This is a genomic window from Methylobacterium brachiatum (genome assembly GCF_020523825.1).
Taxonomy (GTDB): domain Bacteria; phylum Pseudomonadota; class Alphaproteobacteria; order Rhizobiales; family Beijerinckiaceae; genus Methylobacterium; species Methylobacterium brachiatum.
Genome location: NZ_JAJALK010000010.1, coordinates 165,601 through 185,513 on the forward strand (window position 1 = coordinate 165,601; position 19,913 = coordinate 185,513).

At 68.3% G+C, this 19,913-nt stretch carries 23 protein-coding genes and 1 pseudogene; 16 read left to right on the forward strand and 8 right to left on the reverse strand.

What is annotated here, in order from left to right; translation table 11 throughout:
* The first annotated feature begins 13 nt into the window (after positions 1 to 13).
* The 3 genes from LGR69_RS21225 (at position 14) to LGR69_RS21235 (ending at position 2,154) form a co-directional block, all read left to right on the forward strand.
* Positions 14 to 469, forward strand: a complete 456-nt coding sequence (locus tag LGR69_RS21225; RefSeq protein WP_007562695.1) for a DsrE family protein — start codon at positions 14 to 16, stop codon at positions 467 to 469.
* Entirely contained in the window at positions 456 to 971 is a 516-nt protein-coding gene (locus LGR69_RS21230) for a GlcG/HbpS family heme-binding protein (RefSeq protein WP_007562693.1), read from the forward strand. Before LGR69_RS21225 ends, LGR69_RS21230 begins: the two co-directional genes overlap by 14 nt.
* Positions 972 to 1,245: 274 nt before the next feature.
* A complete protein-coding gene (locus tag LGR69_RS21235; RefSeq protein WP_230367288.1) occupies positions 1,246 to 2,154 on the forward strand; it encodes a molybdate ABC transporter substrate-binding protein in 909 nt (302 codons plus the stop codon).
* Positions 2,155 to 2,365: 211 nt separating this feature from the next.
* Here the strand turns inward: LGR69_RS21235 and tetH are convergent, their stop codons facing one another.
* The 3 genes from tetH to LGR69_RS21250 are packed head-to-tail and all read right to left on the reverse strand — an operon-like array spanning position 2,366 to position 4,715.
* Entirely contained in the window at positions 2,366 to 3,136 is a 771-nt protein-coding gene (gene tetH, locus LGR69_RS21240) for a thiosulfate dehydrogenase (protein ID WP_007562690.1), read from the reverse strand.
* A 32-nt stretch (positions 3,137 to 3,168) separates the two neighbouring features.
* A complete protein-coding gene (locus LGR69_RS21245; RefSeq protein ID WP_007562687.1) occupies positions 3,169 to 4,095 on the reverse strand; it encodes a c-type cytochrome in 927 nt (308 codons plus the stop codon).
* A complete protein-coding gene (locus LGR69_RS21250) occupies positions 4,092 to 4,715 on the reverse strand; it encodes a c-type cytochrome (protein WP_230367254.1) in 624 nt (207 codons plus the stop codon). Before LGR69_RS21250 ends, LGR69_RS21245 begins: the two co-directional genes overlap by 4 nt.
* A gap of 625 nt (positions 4,716 to 5,340) precedes the next feature.
* Here LGR69_RS21250 and LGR69_RS21255 point away from each other — a divergent pair.
* The 4 genes from LGR69_RS21255 (at position 5,341) to LGR69_RS21270 (ending at position 7,996) form a co-directional block, all read left to right on the forward strand.
* Positions 5,341 to 6,036 (forward strand): DsbA family protein, encoded by a 696-nt coding sequence (locus LGR69_RS21255; RefSeq protein WP_007562682.1) that lies wholly within the window; start codon positions 5,341 to 5,343, stop codon positions 6,034 to 6,036.
* 62 nt (positions 6,037 to 6,098) lie between these two features.
* Positions 6,099 to 6,617, forward strand: coding sequence for a DsrE family protein (locus tag LGR69_RS21260; RefSeq protein WP_007562681.1), 519 nt, complete (start codon positions 6,099 to 6,101; stop codon positions 6,615 to 6,617).
* A 19-nt stretch (positions 6,618 to 6,636) separates the two neighbouring features.
* Entirely contained in the window at positions 6,637 to 7,443 is an 807-nt protein-coding gene (locus LGR69_RS21265; protein WP_007562678.1) for a TlpA family protein disulfide reductase, read from the forward strand.
* A 1-nt stretch (position 7,444) separates the two neighbouring features.
* A complete protein-coding gene (locus LGR69_RS21270; protein WP_007562675.1) occupies positions 7,445 to 7,996 on the forward strand; it encodes a thermonuclease family protein in 552 nt (183 codons plus the stop codon).
* A 14-nt stretch (positions 7,997 to 8,010) separates the two neighbouring features.
* Here LGR69_RS21270 and LGR69_RS21275 read toward each other — a convergent pair whose 3' ends face one another.
* Together LGR69_RS21275 and LGR69_RS21280 are read right to left on the reverse strand one after the other, a co-directional pair.
* Positions 8,011 to 8,610 (reverse strand): response regulator, encoded by a 600-nt coding sequence (locus tag LGR69_RS21275; RefSeq protein WP_165486552.1) that lies wholly within the window; start codon positions 8,608 to 8,610, stop codon positions 8,011 to 8,013.
* Positions 8,611 to 8,877: 267 nt separating this feature from the next.
* Positions 8,878 to 10,128 carry an NAD(P)/FAD-dependent oxidoreductase gene (locus tag LGR69_RS21280; protein ID WP_007562671.1) on the reverse strand — a complete coding sequence of 417 codons (1,251 nt, stop codon included), beginning with the start codon at positions 10,126 to 10,128 and terminating at the stop codon, positions 8,878 to 8,880.
* A 327-nt stretch (positions 10,129 to 10,455) separates the two neighbouring features.
* Here LGR69_RS21280 and LGR69_RS21285 point away from each other — a divergent pair, with 327 nt between their 5' ends.
* Positions 10,456 to 10,779 (forward strand): ArsR/SmtB family transcription factor, encoded by a 324-nt coding sequence (locus LGR69_RS21285; RefSeq protein ID WP_007562669.1) that lies wholly within the window; start codon positions 10,456 to 10,458, stop codon positions 10,777 to 10,779.
* A gap of 14 nt (positions 10,780 to 10,793) precedes the next feature.
* Here LGR69_RS21285 and LGR69_RS21290 read toward each other — a convergent pair whose 3' ends face one another.
* Both LGR69_RS21290 and LGR69_RS21295 read right to left on the reverse strand, forming a co-directional pair.
* Positions 10,794 to 12,110, reverse strand: a complete 1,317-nt coding sequence (locus tag LGR69_RS21290) for an ATP-binding protein (RefSeq protein ID WP_007562667.1) — start codon at positions 12,108 to 12,110, stop codon at positions 10,794 to 10,796.
* Positions 12,107 to 12,769 (reverse strand): response regulator, encoded by a 663-nt coding sequence (locus LGR69_RS21295; protein WP_007562664.1) that lies wholly within the window; start codon positions 12,767 to 12,769, stop codon positions 12,107 to 12,109. Before LGR69_RS21295 ends, LGR69_RS21290 begins: the two co-directional genes overlap by 4 nt.
* A 106-nt stretch (positions 12,770 to 12,875) precedes the next feature.
* Here LGR69_RS21295 and dsbD point away from each other — a divergent pair, with 106 nt between their 5' ends.
* From dsbD to LGR69_RS21315, 4 genes and pseudogenes are all read left to right on the forward strand, one after another.
* Positions 12,876 to 14,660, forward strand: a complete 1,785-nt coding sequence (gene dsbD, locus LGR69_RS21300; protein WP_007562663.1) for a protein-disulfide reductase DsbD — start codon at positions 12,876 to 12,878, stop codon at positions 14,658 to 14,660.
* Between the two features lie 34 nt (positions 14,661 to 14,694).
* Entirely contained in the window at positions 14,695 to 15,327 is a 633-nt protein-coding gene (locus tag LGR69_RS21305) for a DsbA family protein (protein ID WP_007562661.1), read from the forward strand.
* Positions 15,327 to 16,175, forward strand: coding sequence for a L,D-transpeptidase (locus LGR69_RS21310; RefSeq protein WP_007562659.1), 849 nt, complete (start codon positions 15,327 to 15,329; stop codon positions 16,173 to 16,175). The genes LGR69_RS21305 and LGR69_RS21310 overlap by 1 nt, the downstream gene beginning before the upstream one ends.
* 7 nt (positions 16,176 to 16,182) lie before the next feature.
* Positions 16,183 to 16,625 (forward strand): annotated as a pseudogene (locus LGR69_RS21315) (DsrE family protein).
* Positions 16,626 to 16,662: 37 nt separating this feature from the next.
* On the opposite strand, the gene LGR69_RS21320 reads toward LGR69_RS21315, so the two are convergent.
* On the reverse strand, positions 16,663 to 17,121 hold the full coding sequence (locus LGR69_RS21320; protein WP_007562657.1) for a DUF2892 domain-containing protein: 459 nt from the start codon (positions 17,119 to 17,121) through the stop codon (positions 16,663 to 16,665).
* A 168-nt stretch (positions 17,122 to 17,289) separates the two neighbouring features.
* Here LGR69_RS21320 and LGR69_RS21325 point away from each other — a divergent pair, with 168 nt between their 5' ends.
* From LGR69_RS21325 to LGR69_RS21340, 4 genes are read left to right on the forward strand one after another with little or no spacing between them, the layout of a single operon-like run.
* The gene (locus LGR69_RS21325) at positions 17,290 to 17,715 is read left to right on the forward strand and encodes a YeeE/YedE family protein (protein WP_007562656.1); all 426 of its coding nucleotides are present in this window, start codon (positions 17,290 to 17,292) and stop codon (positions 17,713 to 17,715) included.
* Positions 17,716 to 17,718: 3 nt separating this feature from the next.
* The gene (locus LGR69_RS21330) at positions 17,719 to 18,168 is read left to right on the forward strand and encodes a DUF6691 family protein (RefSeq protein ID WP_007562655.1); all 450 of its coding nucleotides are present in this window, start codon (positions 17,719 to 17,721) and stop codon (positions 18,166 to 18,168) included.
* On the forward strand, positions 18,168 to 18,974 hold the full coding sequence (locus LGR69_RS21335; protein WP_007562654.1) for a sulfite exporter TauE/SafE family protein: 807 nt from the start codon (positions 18,168 to 18,170) through the stop codon (positions 18,972 to 18,974). The genes LGR69_RS21330 and LGR69_RS21335 overlap by 1 nt, the downstream gene beginning before the upstream one ends.
* Before the next feature lie 19 nt (positions 18,975 to 18,993).
* Positions 18,994 to 19,905, forward strand: coding sequence for an MBL fold metallo-hydrolase (locus tag LGR69_RS21340; RefSeq protein ID WP_007562653.1), 912 nt, complete (start codon positions 18,994 to 18,996; stop codon positions 19,903 to 19,905).
* The last annotated feature ends 8 nt before the right edge of the window (positions 19,906 to 19,913 follow it).

Genomic DNA, 19,913 nt, shown 5'->3' on the forward strand with positions numbered 1-19,913 from the left:
CCGGGGATCCGCCATGCGACAGCCCGCCCGACGCCTGATCCTGCTCCTGCTGGCCGGGCTCGCCGCCGCCCCGGTCTCAGCCGCCGAAGCGGGCAAGCAGCACCGCGTGGTGTTCCAGGTGGACACGGCCGACCCGGCCACGATGAACCTGACGCTCAACAACGCCACCAACGTCGTCGACTACTACCGCGCCAAGAACGAGGAGGTGGAGATCGACATCGTCGCCTTCGGGCCGGGCCTCGCCATGTACCGGGCCGACAAGTCCACCGTGGCCGACCGGATCGCGCACTTCGCCGATTACGGCTTCCCGTCGAAGATCCAGTTCTCGGCCTGCAACAACACGAAGACCGCCATGGAGAGGGCCGAGGGCCATCCGATCACGCTGCTGCCGCAGGCGACGATCGTCCCATCCGGTGTGGTGCAGGTCATGGAGCGGCAGGAGCAGGGGTGGAGCTATGTACGGCCGTAAGGTGATCAGCCGGCGCGCGGTCTCCGTCGCCCTCGCGAGCCTGTTCCTCGTCCGCCCGGCCGCGGCAGAGGAGGCGCTCGTCACCTACAAGTCGGTTTCACCCGACATCGCCTTCGAGATCGCCCAGGCTGCCTTGAAGCGGTGCCGGGAGGACGGGCTTCAGGTGGCGGTCGTGGTCATGGACCGGTTCGGTGCGCCGCTCGTGCTGCTGCGCGACCGCTTCGCCGGCCTGCCCTCGGCGACCACGGCCTCGTCCAAGGCCTACACCGCACTGAGCTTCCGCAGCACCACGGCGGAGTTCGCCAAAGGCATCGCGACGCAGCGCCTCGATGCCGGCCTCGGCCGGTTGCCGAACGTGGTCGCCATGGCCGGCGGCCTGCCCATAGAGGCGGGTGGGGGCATCGTCGGCGCGGTGGGCGTATCCGGCGCGCCGGGGGGCGACAAGGACGATGCCTGCGCCGCCGCCGGCATCGAAGCTGTGCGGGACAAGCTGGATTTCTGAGGCGACCGGACCTTGTTGTCGTCATCGACTTTCGAAGACTTCATCCCCTCCAGAGAGTTCAATGGCAAAGCAGCGGGGCATCTTGCAGCGCTCCACCCTACACCCGCCGAAGGACTTTTCCGTTCGGATCCTTATCGTCCCATCGTCTTGAGGCATGGCAAGGCATCGACGTTCGTTTGACGCTGACGGCGCGAAGCCGCCAACGGAGGAACCAATGCTCTCAGCAGGATGGCGCACCCTGATTGCGATGGCGTGCGCGACGAGCGTCCAAGTGATGCCGGGCTACGCTTCAGAACTCTCTGTCGACCGGTTACCGCCCTGGCAGAATGGCGCCAACAACCCCGCCCAGGACAAGGGCCTGGAATTTACGGTCAAGGAAGCTGACAACCTCGCCGACTTCCACGGCGATGTTACGAATGCTCGCCTCGTGCTCTATGTCGGCGGCAATTACTTCTTTGCCATGGCACCGCTGGTGGCGGCCTTCGAGGCGAAACACACCGATCTCAAGGGCCGCATCTATTACGAGACCATCCCGCCTGGGCTCCTCGCGCGGCAGATGAAGGCCGGCGGGCGCATTACCGTCGGCAACATGACCTGGACGGCTAAGCCCGATGCCTATTTCTCGGGGCTCATGGCCGTGAGGCGTCTGATCGAGGCCGGCGAGCTCGTCGGCCCTCCGACGATCTACGCCACGAACCAGCTCGCAATCATGGTTCCCAGGGGCAACCCGGCCGGGGTGAAGGGTCTGGCCGATCTCGCCCGGCCGGGCCTCAAGCTCGCCATGCCGAACCCAGAATTCGAAGGCGTGGCCCGCCAGATCAAGGCCGCTTTAGCCAAGGCGGGCGGTGACGCACTGGTAAAGGCGGTCTACGAGACCAAGGTCGCTGACGGCACGACCCTGCTGACCAGAATGCATCACCGGCAGACGCCCGTCTGGCTGATGCACGGGCGCGCCGAGGCTGGCATGACGTGGCGCTCCGAAACAATCTTCCAGGAACAGGCTGGATTGCCGACTGGGCGCGTCGACATTCCGGCCGACCAGAATGCCACGGGAATCTATGCCGGCGCGGTGGTCAAGGACGCCATCCATCCCGCCGAGGCGAAGCTCTGGCTCGACTTCCTCATGAGCGACGAGGCCAAGGCGATCTTTGCCCGCTACGGCTTCGGCGAATATCGACCCTGAGCTGCCCTGGGTCGGGCGCTACGCGCCAGAGCGCGGTTGAGCGCTTTCAAGCTCCGGTCGTCCCTGGAACAAAGTTCGTGGGCGAAGGCGTTTTCCAAGTATACCGCCTCCGACGAGCGTATCGGCCGCCTGGTCGCCGATGCCTCCGTGGCCCAGGCAAGGGTGAGCAGCCCGACGAGCGCCAGCACGGCTGTCCCAGGCATCGCGCGCCTCACTTCGCGTAATGGAAGCCAGCCTGCTGCAATTCGGGCAGCGTGCCGACGGCCCCGGGGGTGAGCACCACGCCTGGGATCAGGTGGTTCGTGAGTTCTGCCGCCAGTGCGTCGTGCGATAGCTTGTCGGGGTTGAGGTCGCGCTTGATGAGCGCGGCCGCCTGCTCCCAGATCGCGTTGTGGCAGGAAAGGAACACGACGCCCCGGGCCATCAGCGCGGGGATGGAATTGTTTTCCGGCGAGAACACGCCCGCCGGATCCTCGAAACTGGCGGCATCTGCCTGCGCCGCCTTCTTGGCCACGATCAGCGTGTTGATTGCGAAGGCCTCGCCAGCGAGCTTCGTCAGTTGATACTTGTCCCACATCGCCTGGTCGTAGAGGGCAATGTTGGCCGAGCCGTGCGTTGCCGAAGCCGCCAGGAAATCGGGGTGTCGGAACGACCAGACCTGATTGTTCAGGGCGTTGCGCATCAGGTTGAGCCAGGGCCCGCCGATCTCGGTGTTGTCCCAGACCTGCCGCGGGCCGCCCCGGTAGGCAATCACCGCCGACAGGGCCTCGTGATCCCAGAGGTCGGGCCGGTCAAGGATCATTGGAACGGACTTGAATTCGCGACGCCGGGGCGCCTTCGCTAAGCACTCCGAGAGCGCGCCCAAGGTCCGCGCACCCTCCGGCGATTCGGCGGCGCCGGCTGTCGTGGCGGAACGGGCTTCGGCAAGCCCCGCCGCGAGACCGGCACCGAGGGCAAAAAGCGTGCGGCGTTCAGGATTCATCTTAGTCCCTCCTGTCTGACCCCGACGACGGATCAGCGCGCCACCGTCCCAGCGGGCGAGGACTGGGCGCCGAGCGTCACGCCGTCCACGGTCTGCCCGTAGAAGTCGTAAGGGCTGTCGTGATGGGCGGCGCGCGTCGCGGCGAGGTCGCCGGTGAAGCGTGGGTCCTGCGGGCGCTCGCGGCTGTCGATGTAGGCCGCCACGTCCCAGGCTTCGGCATCGGTCAGGCTGTTGCCCTGGCCGAGGGGCATGTTGGCCTTGATGAAGCCCGCCGCGTTGACGACGGAACTCATCCCCGCACCCCAGTTGTAGGACCTGCCGCCCCAGAGTGGCGGGAAGACGAGCGTCCCGTCAGAACTCGCTTGGCCCGCGCCGTTCTCCCCGTGGCACAGTGCGCATTTCGCAGCGTAGACCTCCCGGCCGTGGGGGATGTCGAGGCCTTTCGGCTTGGTCAGCTTCGGATAGCCTTGGCCCGGAAGCTTCACCCCCACGGGAGCGCCGTGGGCGAGGAAGGCGGCGTAGCTTTCCAGCGCGACCAGAACGGGATCGCCGAGCGGCGGCGCCTTGCCGTTCATGCTGTAGCGGAAGCAGCCCTGAAGCCGCTCGGCGAAGGTGTTCACGTGCCGGTTCTTGGCGCGATAGGCCGGATACGTCACGTAGGCGGCCCAGAGAGGGGCCGAGTGGCCGAGACGGCCTCGGTCAAGGTGGCAGTTCGTGCAGCGCAAATCGTTGCCCACGAAGGCTGGAGCCTGGTTGCGCGTATCGTGGAAAATGTGCTCGCCGAGCCGGATGACCTTGCCGAGGTCGTCATCGGGGATCGCCGAATCCGGCGGCGGTACGAACGGGGGGACAGCCCCCTCTCGATCGGCCCCTGCCGCGCCGATCTGCGGCAAGGCCAAGGTAAGTCCGAGGGCCAGGACAGTCGCCAGCGACGCCGCGCCGTGTCTCGTGAGGCTCATCGGCTGTCTCCGACCTGTGAAGCCGGTAGGGCGGCGTAATAGGCGGACACGGCCGCCCCGTCCTGGTCGCTGAGCTTGTCGGCGATCCCCTTCATCAGCCCGAGCGGATCGTTGTGGCGTGTTCCGGTCTTCCAGGCGGAGAGTTGTGCCATGAGGTAGGCGGCCGGCTGGCCGGCAAGCGCAGGGAAGGCGGCGCCGACGCCCTGTCCCGCCGGACCATGGCATTGTCCGCAGGCGGGTACTCCTCGCGACCAATCGCCCGTCTCCGCTAGATTTCGGCCGCGGGAAGATATGGCTCCGTCCGGGGCAGAGGCCTCGGCCGCCTTCGGTGCGGGGAGTCCGGCGTAGTAGGCGGCGACCGCCCGTCGCTCGTCCGACGTCAGGGCCTGGGCGATGGCGCCCATCGTCTCGTTCTCCCGGCTACCGTCGCCGAAACTGTCGAGTTCGTGCGTGAGATAGCCGACAGAGAGGCCGGCGAGGCGGGGAAAGCCACCTTCGATGCTCCCGCCCCCGTCATCCCCGTGACACGCGGCACAGGCGGGTGCGCCGGTCTGCGTGCCGTTCCGCGCGATCTCGCTGCCGTCGATGGCGCAAGCTGGACTGGCAGCGAGAAGGACCATCAGCCCTCCGAGAGCGATGCGGGCTTTCCCGCCTTTCAGTCCCATCGACCCCTCCCGCGTCTTCGGTTTTACTTTCCGGCCAGGTCGGAAGACATCTCGCCAGCCTCACCGCTCCGCTTAAGCCAAGCTTAAGACGGCCTGATAGCGTCGTCTTGAGGCAATACCTATGCGCTCCTCGTCGTGGAAGACGATCCGATCCTGGAGAACGGGCTGACCTTCGGCGGAACACCCGCCGACTGCGTGGGCAGATGCGACGAGGCGGCCGCTGCTTTGGCGACCTGCGGCAGCCAGCCACCTTCGCCGCGGGCCGATGACATCCGACCGGTCGCTTGGCAAGGAGAGGCCCATCTCTGCAACCCTGTGCGACCGACCCCTTCGGGATACCGCTGGCAGCACCCCAGGACCCAGGTGCCCGCACTCGCCTCGCGATGGTCGAATCCTGACGCGCATGGCGCACGGGGACTACACCTGGGTCATCCCCGTCCCTCTCCTCACTTAAGCGTCACTTAAGCTTGCAGGCCGAGCCCCGTTCGACGTCTCGGCGCTTCGGCAACCAGCCCTCCCGGTCACCCGGCTGAGCGGTGGCTGTCGCGACCCGACGGCAGGCGTTCCAGGGGTGAATTCCATGCTGCCTCCGAACCGGCGACAGACTTTGCGGCTGGCCCTCGGTGCCGTGGTGGGGTCCCTCATCGTCGATGCCTCTGCCTGGGCGGACGACTTCTGGTACGACCTGCATGGCGACGATGGCGGCCCGGTCCGGAACACCAGATTGCCCGGCGAGCTGACCGGTGAGCTCGCCGGCCTTCCGAGTATCATCTGGGCCGGCTCGCGCGACGACGCGCTGACGCTCTACGAATTCTACGACGACAACTGTCCTTATTGCCGCGGCGCCGCCAAAGACATCGACCGGATTCTACGTCAGACTCCCGATCTTCGTCTGGGATTGATCAACAACGCTGTCCTCTCGCCCCGCTCGGTCGAGTCGGCGAAGGTCGCGTTGGCGATGCTCAGCCTGAAGAGATCGAGCCTGGCATACGCGCTCCAGCAACGGCTGATGGCGATGTCGGGACCCGCCGACGGCGAACGCGCGCTGCGGATTGGCGTCGAGCTCGGCGTGGATCGCGAACTGCTTCGTCAGCGGGCTGAGAGCGCCGAGGTCAAGACGATGCTCAACCGGCAGATGCAGTCCGCCGCCGATCTGGGCTTGTCGGCGACCCCGGCCTTCGTGCTCGGGAACAGCGGGATCACCGGCTATCCGGGATCGAAATCGCTTTCCAAGATCATCGCCGCGGGGCGCGTCTGCGGCGAGCCGGTTTGCTGAGCTATTCCCCGCCCACAACGCCCCACATTGCGACATCCGCACATTCGCCGAAGGACCTGATCATGAAACGCAACTTAGCCGCCTGCGCAATGGCCTGCATTCATCTTGCCATCACGATCCCGCTTTCTACCCCAGCCCTCGCACAGGATCTCAATGCCAGCGGGCTTCATATCGACGTTCCCGTGAAGGTCAGGGACAGCCGCGTGGCCTTCAACATGGACCATCTGGCGTTCAACGGCGATCAGTCGATTGGACTAACATACATGCAACTGATGCTGAAAAACTATCGAGCGTCCGGGGCGAAGCTGGAGATCATAGCCGTCTTCCACGGAGCAATCGGGTACCTCTTGCTGGATGATGCGGCCTACAACAGGGCTCGGAAGACCAACCGGGGCAACCCGTACAAGGACGAGATCCTGGATCTGCAGAAGCAGGGTGTTCGATTCGAGGAATGCGGCCAGACGGCCCGGAACAACGGGTGGGTGAATGCCGACCTTATTCCCGGCGTGCTGGTCAATTCGGGCGCCAACCTTCGGCTGGTGCAGCTGCAGCAAGACGGCTTCGCCGAAATCCATCCTTGATCAGTGAGCTCCAGGCGACGTGAACGCGATCTCACTCGGCCCGTTGGTCCTTGACCCTGAACGTCTCGCGGTCGTGGCCGGCATCGGCGCGTACCTGGCGGCCGCGTCGGTCCTCGCTCCGCGGTTCGGCCGGGGATTGTATGCCTGGGCGGCGTGGACCGTGGTCGCGGCCCTGGCAAGCGCGCGGCTCGGCTATGTTTGGGAGAACTGGCCGTCCTTCGCGCCTGCGCCCTGGCGTGCGCTGGCGGTGTGGCAAGGCGGCTTTCAGCCCGGCGCCGGGCTTCTCGGGCTCGCGCCGGTCAGCGCCATCTACCTGCGCTCTTGGCGTTCTGTGGCGGCCGGCACAGCGGCCGCCGGTGGCGGACTACTCGTCTGGCGGGTGATCAGCCTTCTCACCGCGGCGACGCTCGGCCAAGCCGCGCCCGACACGCTGTTCGAGCAGCTCGAAGGGGAGCCGCTCGCCATCAGCGACCTGCGCGGCCGTCCTGCGGTCGTCAACATCTGGGCGACGTGGTGCCCCCCGTGCCGGAGCGAGATGCCGTCGCTCGCTCAGGCCGCCGCCGCCGAGTCGGCGGTCGCCTTCGTCTTCGTCAACCAGGGCGAAAGCGCCGACCGGGTTCGCGCGTACCTCGCCGCGAGCAAGCTCTCGCTCGCGCATGTGCTTCTGGACAGGGGCATGGAGGTTCCTCGCCATTACGGCACCCGCGGCATCCCGCTGACCCTGTTCCTGCGTGCCGACGGGACCCTCGCGGATATGCATACGGGGGCGATCTCCGATGACGCGCTCGCGGCGGGAATCGCGCGGCTGCTGAAAAGGCCCCGATAGCGTGGCCGTACCGAAGCGCGCACTCGCGATGAGCCGGATGTGGGGACGAGACGCCAGGCTGCGTTGTGTTGGCGCGATCCTCCTGACCGCCGCCCCCGCCTGTGCTGGCGACACCCTGACCGGAGCCGCGAAGGTTCTGGACGGGGACACGCTTGAGCTGCAGGGCCGCCGCATCGATCTGTATGGCATCGACGCCCCCGAGGCCGAACAGGTCTGCGCGCGGGCCGATGGCAGCCAATACCGGTGCGGGCAGACAGCGGCCGGCGCGCTTCGGCAGCGGATCGGAACGACACCGGTGTCCTGCACGCCGCAGGGCGGTGCTACGCAGGACCGACTGACGGCGGTCTGCCACGTTGGCGAGACCGACCTCTCGGCGTGGATGGTGGCGCAGGGGCATGCGCTCGCGCTCCGCGACGTCACCGGGGCTTATGCGGCGACGGAAGGCGTCGCGTGGGGCCTGCGGGTCGGCCTGTGGGCCGGCGTCTTCGACGAGCCAGCCAGCTGGCGGCGGTCCCACCGTCGCGCGGAGCCGATAGAAGGTGGCGAGCGATAAGGTGGTGGCGCGCCTCAACGCGGATCGCCTGCCGAACAGGGCCTGCGCCTGGCGAGATCGGCGCTGCCGGGCTCCGGCAGTTCGAGAAGGCGCCGCAGGGTAAGGGGCCTGACCCTCAGCAAGCGCGCGGCCGCGGGCAGGTTGTTCTCGACGCCCCGCAAGGTTGCGTGCGCGTGCAGGCGGGCCGCTTCCGCTAGGCTCGTCACGCTAGGCAGCGGCGCCGAGCCATACCCTGTCCGTACCAGGGTATCGATCTCGTCGGCCGAAACCGGTTGGGTCAGGAACTCGTCGGCACCTGCCTTGATGCAGGCGACGGCGCCTGACAACGAGGCGATATGCGACAGGAGGATGATCCGAATGTCCGGACTGAGTGCGCGAAGGGCGCGAACTGCGCAGGCGGCTTCTCCCGCGAGACTGCTGTAGTCCAGGACCGCCGCCGAAGGGACCGGGGCCGATAGGTCGTCGAGGGTCTCGGGAAGCCTCTCATAGGTCGTGACGGGATACCCGCGCGATTGGAGAGCCTCGGCGAGCATCATCGCCCCTTGTCTGTCGGCATTGACGAGAAGCAGGGCGCCGGGAAGTACCGCGTCACGTGTTGTTTCGGCTGGATCCATCGGCGCCTTCTTCGTTCTCTGTTCAGCCAGGAAGCGTGACGTCCCCTTCGCGTCAGCCCTCGGTCGGGAGCATCGACGGGTATGCGAGGCACCGGGCGCCGGTCCCTCGCGTCGCCGCTCAGGCCGCGCACGGCGACACATTCCCACTATGTCCTTCATCAGGGCTCTCTCCGTCGCAAGCGAGGGAAACGCGAGGCGCCCCGGTGACGTGGAGCATGCAGCCCGGGGCGCCGCTCTGGATTGCCTCGCCTGCGAGGGAGAGCAGCTTCAGGCAGCTTCCTCGGCCTTGCGGGGCTTCGCCAGCCACTCGCGGCCCTTCAACATGGCCTTCCAGTAGATCGGCGGCAGCATCCGCTCCTTCAGGAACCACGCCAAATGGCTCGGCTTCGTCCCGTCGATCAGCCACGCGGGGAAGCTCGGCATCAGCTTGCCTCCGTAGCCGAACTCGGCGAGCACTACCCGCCCGCGCTCGACGGTGAGAGGACAGGACCCATAGCCGTCATAGATGGCGGCAGGAGCGCGACCGTCGAGGGTGGCGAGCAGGTTCTCTGCCACAACCGGCCCCTGCTTGCGCACCGCGGCCGCCGTCTTCGCGTTCGGAGCCGAGCAGGCGTCGCCCAAGCCGAAGATATTGCCAAATCGACGGTGACGGAGAGTGCCGGGATCGACCTCGACCCAGCCGGCCGAATCCGCCAGTTCGCTCTCTCGAATGATGCCTGGCGCCCGCTGAGGCGGACAGACGTGCAGCATCTCGAAATCGCGCTCGACGATACGGAGAGTGCCGTCGGCATCCTTCGTGGAGAATCGGGCCCGCTTGGCCTGACCATCTACCGCCGTCAGGGTCGATGTCAGGTTCAGATCGATCCCATAGCGCTCGATGTAGCGCATGAGGGACGGCACGAAGTGCTCGACCCCGAACAGGGTGGCGCCGGCAGAATGGAACTCCACATCGATGTCTTCGAGGCGGCCAGCTCGGCGCCAGCGGTCGCAGGACAGATACATGGCCTTCTGGGGAGCGCCCGCGCACTTGATCGGCATCGGCGGCTGCGTGAACAAGGCCCGGCCTCCACGAAGGTCTCGCACTAGCCGGTCGGTATAGGGAGCCAAATCAAACGAATAGTTCGACGTGACACCGTTCTGGCCCAAGGTGTCCCGCAGGCCCTCAATCCCATCCCAGTTGAGTTCGATGCCTGGCGCGACCACGAGGGCGTCATAGCCAATGCGCGTTCCGTCCGTCAGGCTGAGCCGGTTCAGCGCCGGCTCAAACCCGGCAACCGCCGCTTGATGCCACTTGGCGCCAGTAGGAAGGGTCGATGCCATCGCCCGGGCAGTCTTGGCTTGGTCGAAAATGCCGCCGCCGACCAAGGTCCAGCCAGGCTGATAATAGTGGGTGTCACGCGGCTCGATCACGGTGACGTTGAGATCGGGTCGGCGCCGAAGCAGGCTCGCGGCGGTCGCAAGGCCGCCAGCACCACCGCCAACGATGACGACAGTGGCATTGGTGAGGGGCAGGGTCATAGGAAGTGATCCATTTGGATGAACGAAGCACCGCTCACGCTTGGGTGCGCATCGGCTCGACGCAGATGGGCGGGTGACTGACGCTATTCCTCTTCACGCAGCGAGAGGCGGCCCGGCTTGCCCGAGCGGTCACCTGGTTCGAGGACAGCAGGCTCTTAGGGCGGCCAGAGTTTCCTTCGCGAGGTTCAGGCGGTTGGCTCGCCGTGAAGGGCACTCGTCGAGGGGCGTTCGTTCTCCTTTCGAGCTACCAGGGGCAATAGAGCGTCGCTGGCCTTATATGTTAGATTATTCTAAATAAGTCAATGCTAATTTATAGGACATGCCCGCGTGGATGCCGTGACGCCCTCCGACCTGCTGCACCTCCAAGACAAGACGGCCGATGCGGCGCGGCTGTTGCGCCTGCTCGCCAACGAGAAGCGCCTCCTCATCCTCTGCCTGCTGATCGCGCGCGGCGAGATGGACGTGACCAGTCTCGCCGAGGCCGTTGAACTCAGCCAGTCGGCCCTGTCGCAGCATCTCGCCAAGCTTCGCGAAGACGGGCTCGTGGCGTTCCGGCGAGAGAGCCAGACGCTCTACTACCGATTGGAGGATCCGCGGGCGGCGCGCGTGCTCGCGACCTTAAAGGATATCTTCTGTCCGAACCTCGGCTGAGCGCACGAGCGCGATCAGCCTCGGAAGATCTCCGCTTCAAGCCCCGGCCGGTCAGACCGGTTGCGGAGCTGCAGGCTCAATCCACTCCGGCGCGACGCCAGTTCCGCGATGGCCAGCCCGAGACCGCTCCCCGTCGCACTCTTATGGCGTCCCCGGAAGAAACGCTTCGTCACGTGCGGCAATTCCTCGTCTGGAATGCCTGGACCCTCATCGCGCACGAAGACGCCCCCGCCCTCCGGTCGCCGTCCCCACTCGATCGTCCCGGTCTCCATGTGCTGCACGGCATTCTCGTGCAGGTTCCTGACAGCGAGGCGCAGGCTGTCCGGGTCCCCGCGGATCGTGAAGCCCCGCAGCTCGGGATCGATGACGGTCCGGATGCCGGGCGGCGTCCGCATGGTCCTCACGGTCTCGGTGACCAGCGCGCCCAGCTCGACATCCGTCAACGGCCGGGCTTCCGTGGCGGCGTCGAGCCGGGCGGCGTCGAGGAGCTGGCGAACGAGATGCGCGGTTCGGTCCACCGCCGCCATGATCTGGCGGAGCGCGGCCCTTGTGACGTCCGGGTCCGTGGCGGCCAGCGCCACCTGGGCCTGGGTCTTCAGGCCGGTCAGCGGCGTACGCAGCTCGTGCGCGGCGAAGGCTGTCACGTCCCGCTCGTGACGACGGGCCGCTTCGACCTTAAGGAACAAAGCGTTAAGGGCGGCGGCCAGGGGACGCACTTCCGTCGGCGCCAGTGCGGCGTCGATGGGGCTCATGTCGTCGGCGTCCCGTGCCGCCAGGTTTCGGGCCATCAGCCGCAAGGGGCGGAGGCCACGCCCCAGGCTCACCCAGATCAGCAAGCCGAGCAGCGGGACGATGAGGAGGGCCGGCGCGAGCAGGCCCATGATGAGGTCCGTGACGAGGCGCTCACGCAAGCCGAGGCGGTCGCCCACCATGACGCGGACCCCCTTCTCGGGCTCCTCGACGGTGAAGACCCGCCAGGTCTCGCCATCCACCTCGCGCTCTGAGAAGCCCGCCGGCGCATCGCTCAGGCGCCGCTCGGGGGCGCCGCTAGACCGTGCCACCATCCGACCGTCGATGGACCAGATCTGGCAGGAGAGCTGCCGTTCGTAGGACATCGGGGCCTGGAACGTGCGCGGTGTCCCGTCCGAATCCGGGCCGCCCACCGCACCGACGAGCGAGCTGACCATGCGCGCGGCTTCCTGGAGGCGGTTGTCGAGGACCCGTTCCACCTCGCGCCGGGAGCCCAGGTAGATCCACGCCATGGCGCTCAGCCAGATCAGGCCGGTCGCGAGCAGGAGGATGGCGAAGAGCCTGACGCGCAGCGACTTCATGCGACGGCCCTCATGCGATAGCCGAGGCCGCGAACCGTCTCGATGGCGTGTTTGCCGATCTTGGCGCGCAGGTTGTGGATGTGGACCTCGACCGCGTTGCTCTCGATCTCCTCCTGCCAGCCGTAGAGCCGGTCCTCCAGTTCGGACTTCGAGCGCAGCACGCTCGGCCGTTCCATGAGGGCCGCCAGCACCATGAACTCGCGCCGGGAGACGGTGACCGTCGCCCCGTCGACCGTGACGGTCAGGGTGCCGGGGTCGAGCCTAATGCCGCCGTGCTCCAGGCTCGCCGCCGCTCGTCCCGAGGCCCGCCGCACGACGGCGCGGATCCGGGCGGAGAGCTCGTCGAGATCGAAGGGCTTGCTGAGGTAGTCGTCAGCTCCACCATCGAGCCCCGCGATCCGGTCCGCCACGGCGTCCCGGGCCGTCAGCAGGAGGACGGGTGTTCGGTCACCGCGGCCGCGCAGGCTGCGCAGCACGTCCAGGCCGGAACCGTCCGGCAGCATCAGGTCCAGGACAACGGCACCGAACCGGCTCGCCGCGAGGGCGGCATCGGCGTCGGCGCACGTGGCGACGCAGTCGACCGTCGCGCCGCTCATGGCGAGGCCGGCCCGGAGGCCGTCCGAGATGATGTGGTCGTCCTCGACGACGAGAATGCGCATGCATGTCTCCCTGGCTGTCCGGCACCCTCCGAGCTTGGCTTAAGCCTGGCTTAAGCTGCGCTTCCGACCCGCGGCGGACCGATCCGATCCCGGACCCCGCCCGCTCATGCCGAACCTTTTCGCCCACATTGGTCTCGCCATCCTCGTCTGGACAGGCGCGGCCCTCTGGTCGCCGGGGCAGTGTCAGGAACAGTCCGCCCGGCGGACGCCTTTCACTCTCACCGCCACCCGCGAAGCCGACCTCTCGCTCCGCCTGCATTGGACCATTCCTCCCGGCACTTACCTCTACCGGGACAAGATCGGGGCAGAAGCCAGGGCCGGCCTTGAGCTTCCCGTCAGCACCGCGCCGGGCGAGACCAAGGACGATCCGAATTTCGGGCCCACGGAAGTCTACCACGGCTCGGCCGAGGCCATCGTTCCGGGCACAGCGCTCGCCAGCCTGCGGGAGGTGCGGGTCACCTTCCAGGGCTGCGCCGAGGGGGGCATCTGCTACCCGCCGGTCACAAAGCGACTGGACCTCGCCGCCCTTGCAAACGCCGATGCACCCTCAGGCGGCGAAGCCGTCCGTGCCGCCGAGCCTCCCGGCGGGACGGCCACGACGGCCTCGCGCCCGGGCGTCTTTCCCGCCGGACCTGCCATCTTCCTCGTCGGCAACCTGACCGGCGTCCTAATGGGGATGTTCGGGCTCGGCCTCCTCCTGGCGTTCACCCCCTGCGTGCTGCCGATGGTGCCGATCCTGTCGGGCATGCTGGTCCGCTCCTGCCAAGCGCTCACGCCAGGGCGGGGGCTCGTGTTGTCCGGGAGCTACGTCCTCGCCATGGCGGTAGCCTATGCTAGCCTCGGCGTCGCGGCGGCATGGCTGGGTCGCAACCTGCAGGTCGCCCTCCAGACACCCCCGGCCCTCGGCCTCATGGCCGCCGCTTTCGCCGCACTCGCCCTGTCGATGTTCGGTCTATTCGACCTCCAGGCACCGCGCTGGTGGCGAGATCGCCGGAGTGGCGCGCCCGCGGCGAAAGGGGGATCGATCCTCGGCGCCGCGCTGCTCGGCTTCAGCTCGGCCCTGATCGTCGGGCCTTGCGTGACGCCGCCTCTCGCCGCCGCGCTCCTGTACGTCGCCCAGACCGGCGACGTCCTGCGCGGCGCGCTGGCCCTGTTCGCGCTCGGCCTTGGGATGGGCGCACCGCTCGTGCTGGTCGGCACGTTCGGCGCCGGTGTCCTGCCGCGGTCCGGCCCATGGCTGGTGCGGGCCAAGCAAGCGTTCGGCTTCGTCTTCCTGGCGCTCGCGGTCTCGCTGATCACCCGCCTGCTGCCGGACGGGCTGTCGCTCCTGCTCTGGGGCGCGCTCGCCATCGGCTTCGGGCTGTCGGTCGCGGCGGTTGCCACGAGCGGCATCCCGGCGCGCGTGGGCAGGACGGCGGGGATCGTGACCGTCGCCTACGGCTGCGCCCTCGTCGTTGGCGCCGCGGCGGGCGGATCCGCCCCCCTCGGACCGCTCGCCGGCTTCGGCTTTCCGCAGGTGGGTCGGGCCACCGAGGCCCGCACGGTTTCCTCCGTCTCCGCATTCGAGACCGCCCTCCAGGCCGCACGTGCCGAGGGGAAGCCGGTGCTCATCGAGTTTGCCGCCGACTGGTGCACCGTCTGCAGGACGAATGAGCGGACGGTCCTGGCCGATTCCGGGGTCCGCGAGAGGCTCAAGGCCGTCTCGGTTATCCGGGCCGACGTCACCCGCGACGACGCCGACACGCGTGCCCTGATGCGGCGCTTCGAAGTCGTCGGACCGCCGACCCTCATCCTGATGCGCCCCGACGGGGGCGAGGTGCGGGAGGGTCGCACCGAGGGCGAGCTCACGGTCGAGGCCCTGACCCGCCGCCTCGCCCTGGTCGGCGCCTGAGCCAGCCGCCTTTGACAACCCCACGGAGACCGTCATGGACCGCAGGACCCTGCTCGCCCTTCTGCCCGCCGCCGCGCTCGCGCCGACCCTGCTGGCACCGCCGGGCATGAGCCAAGCCTTCGCCGAAGGCATCGACGCGAATGCCATCCTCAACGACCCCGAGGCGCCTGTCTCCGGCAACGCGAAGGGCGACCTGACCATCGTCGCCTTCCTCGATTACAATTGCCCCTTCTGCAAGAAGTCCGAGCCCGACCTACTCCGGCTGGTGAAAGCGGACGGACGGATCCGCCTCGTCCACAAGGACTGGCCGATCCTCGGCGACGCCTCCGTCTACGGTGCCCAGCTCGCCCTCGCGGCGAAGTACCAGGGCCGCTACGACGCGGTGCATCGGGCGCTCATGGCCATTCCGGGCCATAAGATCCCGAAGGAGCGGATGCTGGAAGCCGTGTCCGCCGCGGGCGTCGACATGGCCCGCTTGGAAGAGGACCGGAAAACCCATCAGGCTGAGATCGCCGCTCTGCTCCAGCGCAACCTAGACCAAGCCGATGCTCTCGGCCTGCAGGGCACGCCCGTCTTCCTGATCGGCCCGCTGAAGGTGGCCGCGGCCCTCGACTTTGACGGATTCAAGCAGGCTGTGACCCAGGCGCGCGCCAGGGGCCGCTCGTGATGCGGCGGGCCTTGCGTCTCCCGGCATTGATCGCGCTCGCCGCGGCACTCGGCGCCTGCACGGCCTCGATGGGGGCGCCAGCCCGTGTCGCCGGAGCCAGGCCACACATCGCGCCGGATGCCGTGCGCCGGTACGCGACGATCACGGACGAGCCGTTCCCGGTCGAGGCGGTCGATCCGCGCGACCTCAAGGCCCGCAACGTCCGTCAGGTGGTCGACTTCCCCACGAAGGAGCCGCCCGGCACACTCGTGGTCGATCCCTACAGGCGGTTCCTCTACCTCGTCCTGGAGGGCGGCAAGGCGATGCGCTACGGGGTCGGCGTCGGCAAGGCGGGTTTCGAATTCACCGGCGAGGCAACGATCGCCCGCAAGGCCACCTGGCCGCGCTGGACGCCGACGCCCGACATGATCCGCCGGGACCCGGAACGGAATCGGCGCTGGGCCGGCGGCATGCCGGGCGGGGAGAGGAATCCCCTCGGAGCCCGGGCGCTCTACCTGTTCAAGGACGGCAAGGACACGCTCTACCGCATCCACGGCACCACGGAGCCATGGAGCATCGGCGAGGCGGTCTCCTCCGGGTGCATCCGCATGCTGAACCAGGACGTCATCGACCTGCATCGGCGCGTGCCCATCGGCACGAAGGTCGTGGTGCTCGGGTCGCGGGGCACCCTCGACGCCGCGCGCCGGGTCGGGCCGGAGACGACGGGCAGCGTCGGGAGCGGCACGTCCGCCGGACCGGAGCCTGAGGACGGGTTCGATCACGCGCGGCTCGACAGCCTGTCCGCCGGCCACCCGAAGGCTCCGGAGCTGCAGACTGACGACGGAGAGCCCGACGACGACCGTCGTTAGGAGCCGAATGCGCGCGGTCCTGCTCGCGACCTCGGAGCGGGCGCCGCCCCGGCCGGCTCGGCAGCGCCGGCCGGGTACTACGCGGACCAGAAGGTGGTCTATCACAACAGTGGGGGCGGTCCGGACGGTACCGCTTACTTCGAACACCTGCTCGGCAATCTGCGCAACCATGTGGAGGCCGTAGGCAAGGAGCACGTCGACATACGCGTGGTGAGCCTCCGCGACGGGGTCGCGCTCCTCCAGTCTGCCGTGGACAACAAGGATCTTGCCGGACGCATCGATGCCCTCCGGGCCGCGGGCGTCAGGTTCCTGGTCTGCGCCAACACGTTGAGGGAACGGAAAATCGACCGCGGCGCTCTCTACGGCGTGAGCGAGGACGATATCGTGCCGAGCGGCGTCGCCGAGTTGGCGCGCCTGCAGGGCATGGGGTTCGACTACATCCACCTTTAGCTCGGCGAGAAGGCGAGGCCGTTCCGGCGTCCTACCATCAGAGCCTGGCCGCCATGAGCGCGTGACCCGCCCGGGTGTCGTGGTCGCCCGGGCCCGGTCCGATGGGGCCGAAATCGCCCCGGAGCGCCTTCAGAGCGTTGCGCTCGACCTCAATCTCGCGGGCCGTGCGGAAGCCGAGCCGCCGAAGCACCGGCAAGGGCGGGCACCAGCCCTGAACGGCGTGCTGGAGCAGGAACGCTGTCACCGCCAGCGGCAGGGCGAGCCAGCGCCGGTCGGCGGTCATGCCCAGCACGGTTCCGGTGAGCGCCAGCGTCGCGGCATTGGCCTCCAGTGTCCGCTCGATGTCCCACTCCGCGTCGAGCTCGCGTATCCGGCGACCGATGGCCTGCGGGTGCTCGGCATGCCAGCGGACACTGGCATTGAGGTCGGCGGCGATGCGCTGGTTGTCGTGCGCGCCTGTGTGAAGCGGGACCCGCTTCGCCGTTCCGGGGATCATTGGCCATCTCCCTCTTGACGTTAGATTAGAAATATCTAATTAAGCATCATCTAATTCTGCTGCGGTTGAGTGCGGGGGGGCCACCCGTCCAACGACAACCGCGGAAGTGGCCTGAGGATCATGCGGCGCCCACGGGTTTGCCGCTGCCGCAGCTCGGGAGAGATCACCATGGACGGCTTCACGCCACTCAGCGCTACCCTCGGCGGCCTCATGATCGGCGCCTCCGCAGCCGTGTTCCTGCTCCTCAACGGACGCGTGGCCGGCATCAGCGGCATCCTCGGTGGGCTGCTCGCCCGGCCGTCACGAGAGACCGGCTGGCGGATCGCCTTTCTGGCCGGCTTGGTCCTGGCGCCGCTGGTCTATGCCGGCCTGGGAGGCAGCCTGCCGCCGGTGACGGTTGCCACTTCGTTCCCGCTCCTAGTGTTCGCGGGCCTGCTCGTCGGGTTCGGCGCGCGCCTTGGGGCCGGCTGCACCAGCGGCCATGGCGTCTGCGGCATCGGTCGCGGCTCACCCCGCTCCCTCGTCGCGACGGGCACCTTCATGGCCGTCGCCATCCTGACCGTCCTCGTCACGCGTCGCCTGCTCGGAGCCTGAGCCATGGCCAAGATCGCCTCCGCCTTTGCCGTCGGCCTGCTATTCGGGCTCGGCCTGCTCGTCTCCGGCATGGCTAACCCGGCCAAGGTCCTCGCTTTCCTCGACGTGACCGGACGTTGGGACCCGAGCCTCGCCCTCGTCATGGCGGGCGCCGTCGCGGTCTCGGCCGCTGGCTACTTGATCGCGAGGCGCAGGCGCCGGCCGCTGCTTGCGCCACGGTTGGAGATCCCGACCCGGCGCGATCTCGATCCGCGCCTGATCACCGGTGCCGCGATCTTCGGTGTGGGCTGGGGTCTTGCCGGCCTCTGCCCCGGGCCGGCGCTGACCATCCTCACGGTCGTTCCAGCCCAGGCCGCCACTTTCGTGGCCGCCATGGTCGTCGGCATGCTGCTGTTCCGCCTTGTGCCCTCGGCGGCCTCGAAGCCCTCGGCGGTGCAGGGAGTGGACGCGTGATGCCCAACTTGCTGACATCCGGCCTCGCGACCGGCTCGGGCGGGGTCGTCGGCGTGATCCTCGGCCTCGTTGGCGGAGGGGGCTCGATCCTGGCAGTTCCGCTCCTGACCTACGTGGTCGGGGTGAGCTCGCCTCACGTGGCCATCGGCACGAGCGCCCTGGCGGTTTCGGCCAGTGCGGCGGGCAACCTCGTCCCGCATTGGCGCGCCGGGATGGTGAAGTGGCGGTGCGCGGCGGTGTTCTCGCTCGCCGGTGTCCTTGGTGCGCTCGCCGGCTCGGCGGCGGCCAAGGCGGTCGCTGGGCAGAGCTTGCTGGCCCTGTTCGGGGTCGTGATGCTCGTCGTCGGGGGTATGATGCTGCGCAAGCGGCGCGGCGCGGGCGATCCGGACGTGCGCCTGACCAAGCAGAGCGCCCCGGTGCTCCTGCCCTGGCTGCTCGGCATCGGCTTCGCCGTGGGCCTGTTCTCCGGCTTCTTCGGCATCGGCGGAGGGTTCCTGATCGTGCCGGGCCTGATGCTGGCGACGGCCATGCCCCTGCCGATGGCCATCGGCACCTCGCTGGTTGCGGTCAGCGCCTTCGGCGCCGCCACCGCGGCGAGCTACGCCGCCTCCGGCCTGATCGATTGGCCGCTCGCCGGCCTGTTCATCCTCGGAGGCATGCTCGGCGGCGTCGCGGGCGCCCGCCTCGGCAAGCGCCTCGCCGCGCACAAGCGCGCCCTGACCATCACCTTCGCCGGCCTCGTCATCCTGGTCGGCCTCTATGTCGTCGCCCGCGGAGCGCTACCGCTCCTCGGCGCGGCGACCTGAACCCGGACGGAGGAGATTCATGTCGGACCAGACCACCGCGCCCTTGCGCGGACGGCCCATCGTGACGGGCTTCCACGACGAGCCGACCGGCAGCATCCAGTACGTCGTCGCGGATCCCGACACGAAGCGCTGCGCCATCATCGACCCGGTGCTCGACTTCGACCCGAAGTCCGGCGCGACCGCCACCCGGTCCGCCGACGCCCTGCTCGCCCATATCGAACGTGAGGGCTACGCGCTGGAGTGGATCCTCGACACGCACCCGCACGCCGACCACTTCTCGGCGGCCGGCTACCTGCACGACAGGACCGGCGTCCCGACCGCCATCGGCGAGAAGGTCGTCGCGGTGCAGCGGCTCTGGAAGGGGCTCTACAACCTGCCCGACACGTTCCGAACGGACGGCTCACAGTGGTCGCGCCTCTTCGCCGACGGCGAGCGCTTCGGGATCGGCAACCTCGACGTCGAGGTGATGTTCACGCCGGGCCACACCCTGGCCTCCATCGCCTACCGGGTGGGGGACGCCGCCTTCATCCACGACACCTTGTTCATGCCCGACAGCGGCTCGGCGCGGGCCGACTTCCCGGGCGGCGACGCGCACGTGCTCTGGCGTAGCATCCAGCGCATCCTGGCCCTGCCGGACGAGACGCGGCTGTTCACCGGACACGACTATCGCCCGGGCGGGCGGGCGGCGGCGTGGGAGAGCACCGTCGCGCGGCAGCGGGCCGAGAACAAGCACCTGACGGAGACCGAGACCGAGGAGGCGTTCGTGCGGATGCGCGAGGCGCGCGACCGTGAGCTGCCGATGCCGAAGCTCATCCTGCCTTCGCTGCAGGTCAACATCAGGGGCGGCCGCCTGCCCGAACCCGAGGCGAACGGAAAGCGGTACCTGAAGATCCCGCTGAACGCGCTCGACGGCGCGGTTTGGGGCGAGTGATGGAGACG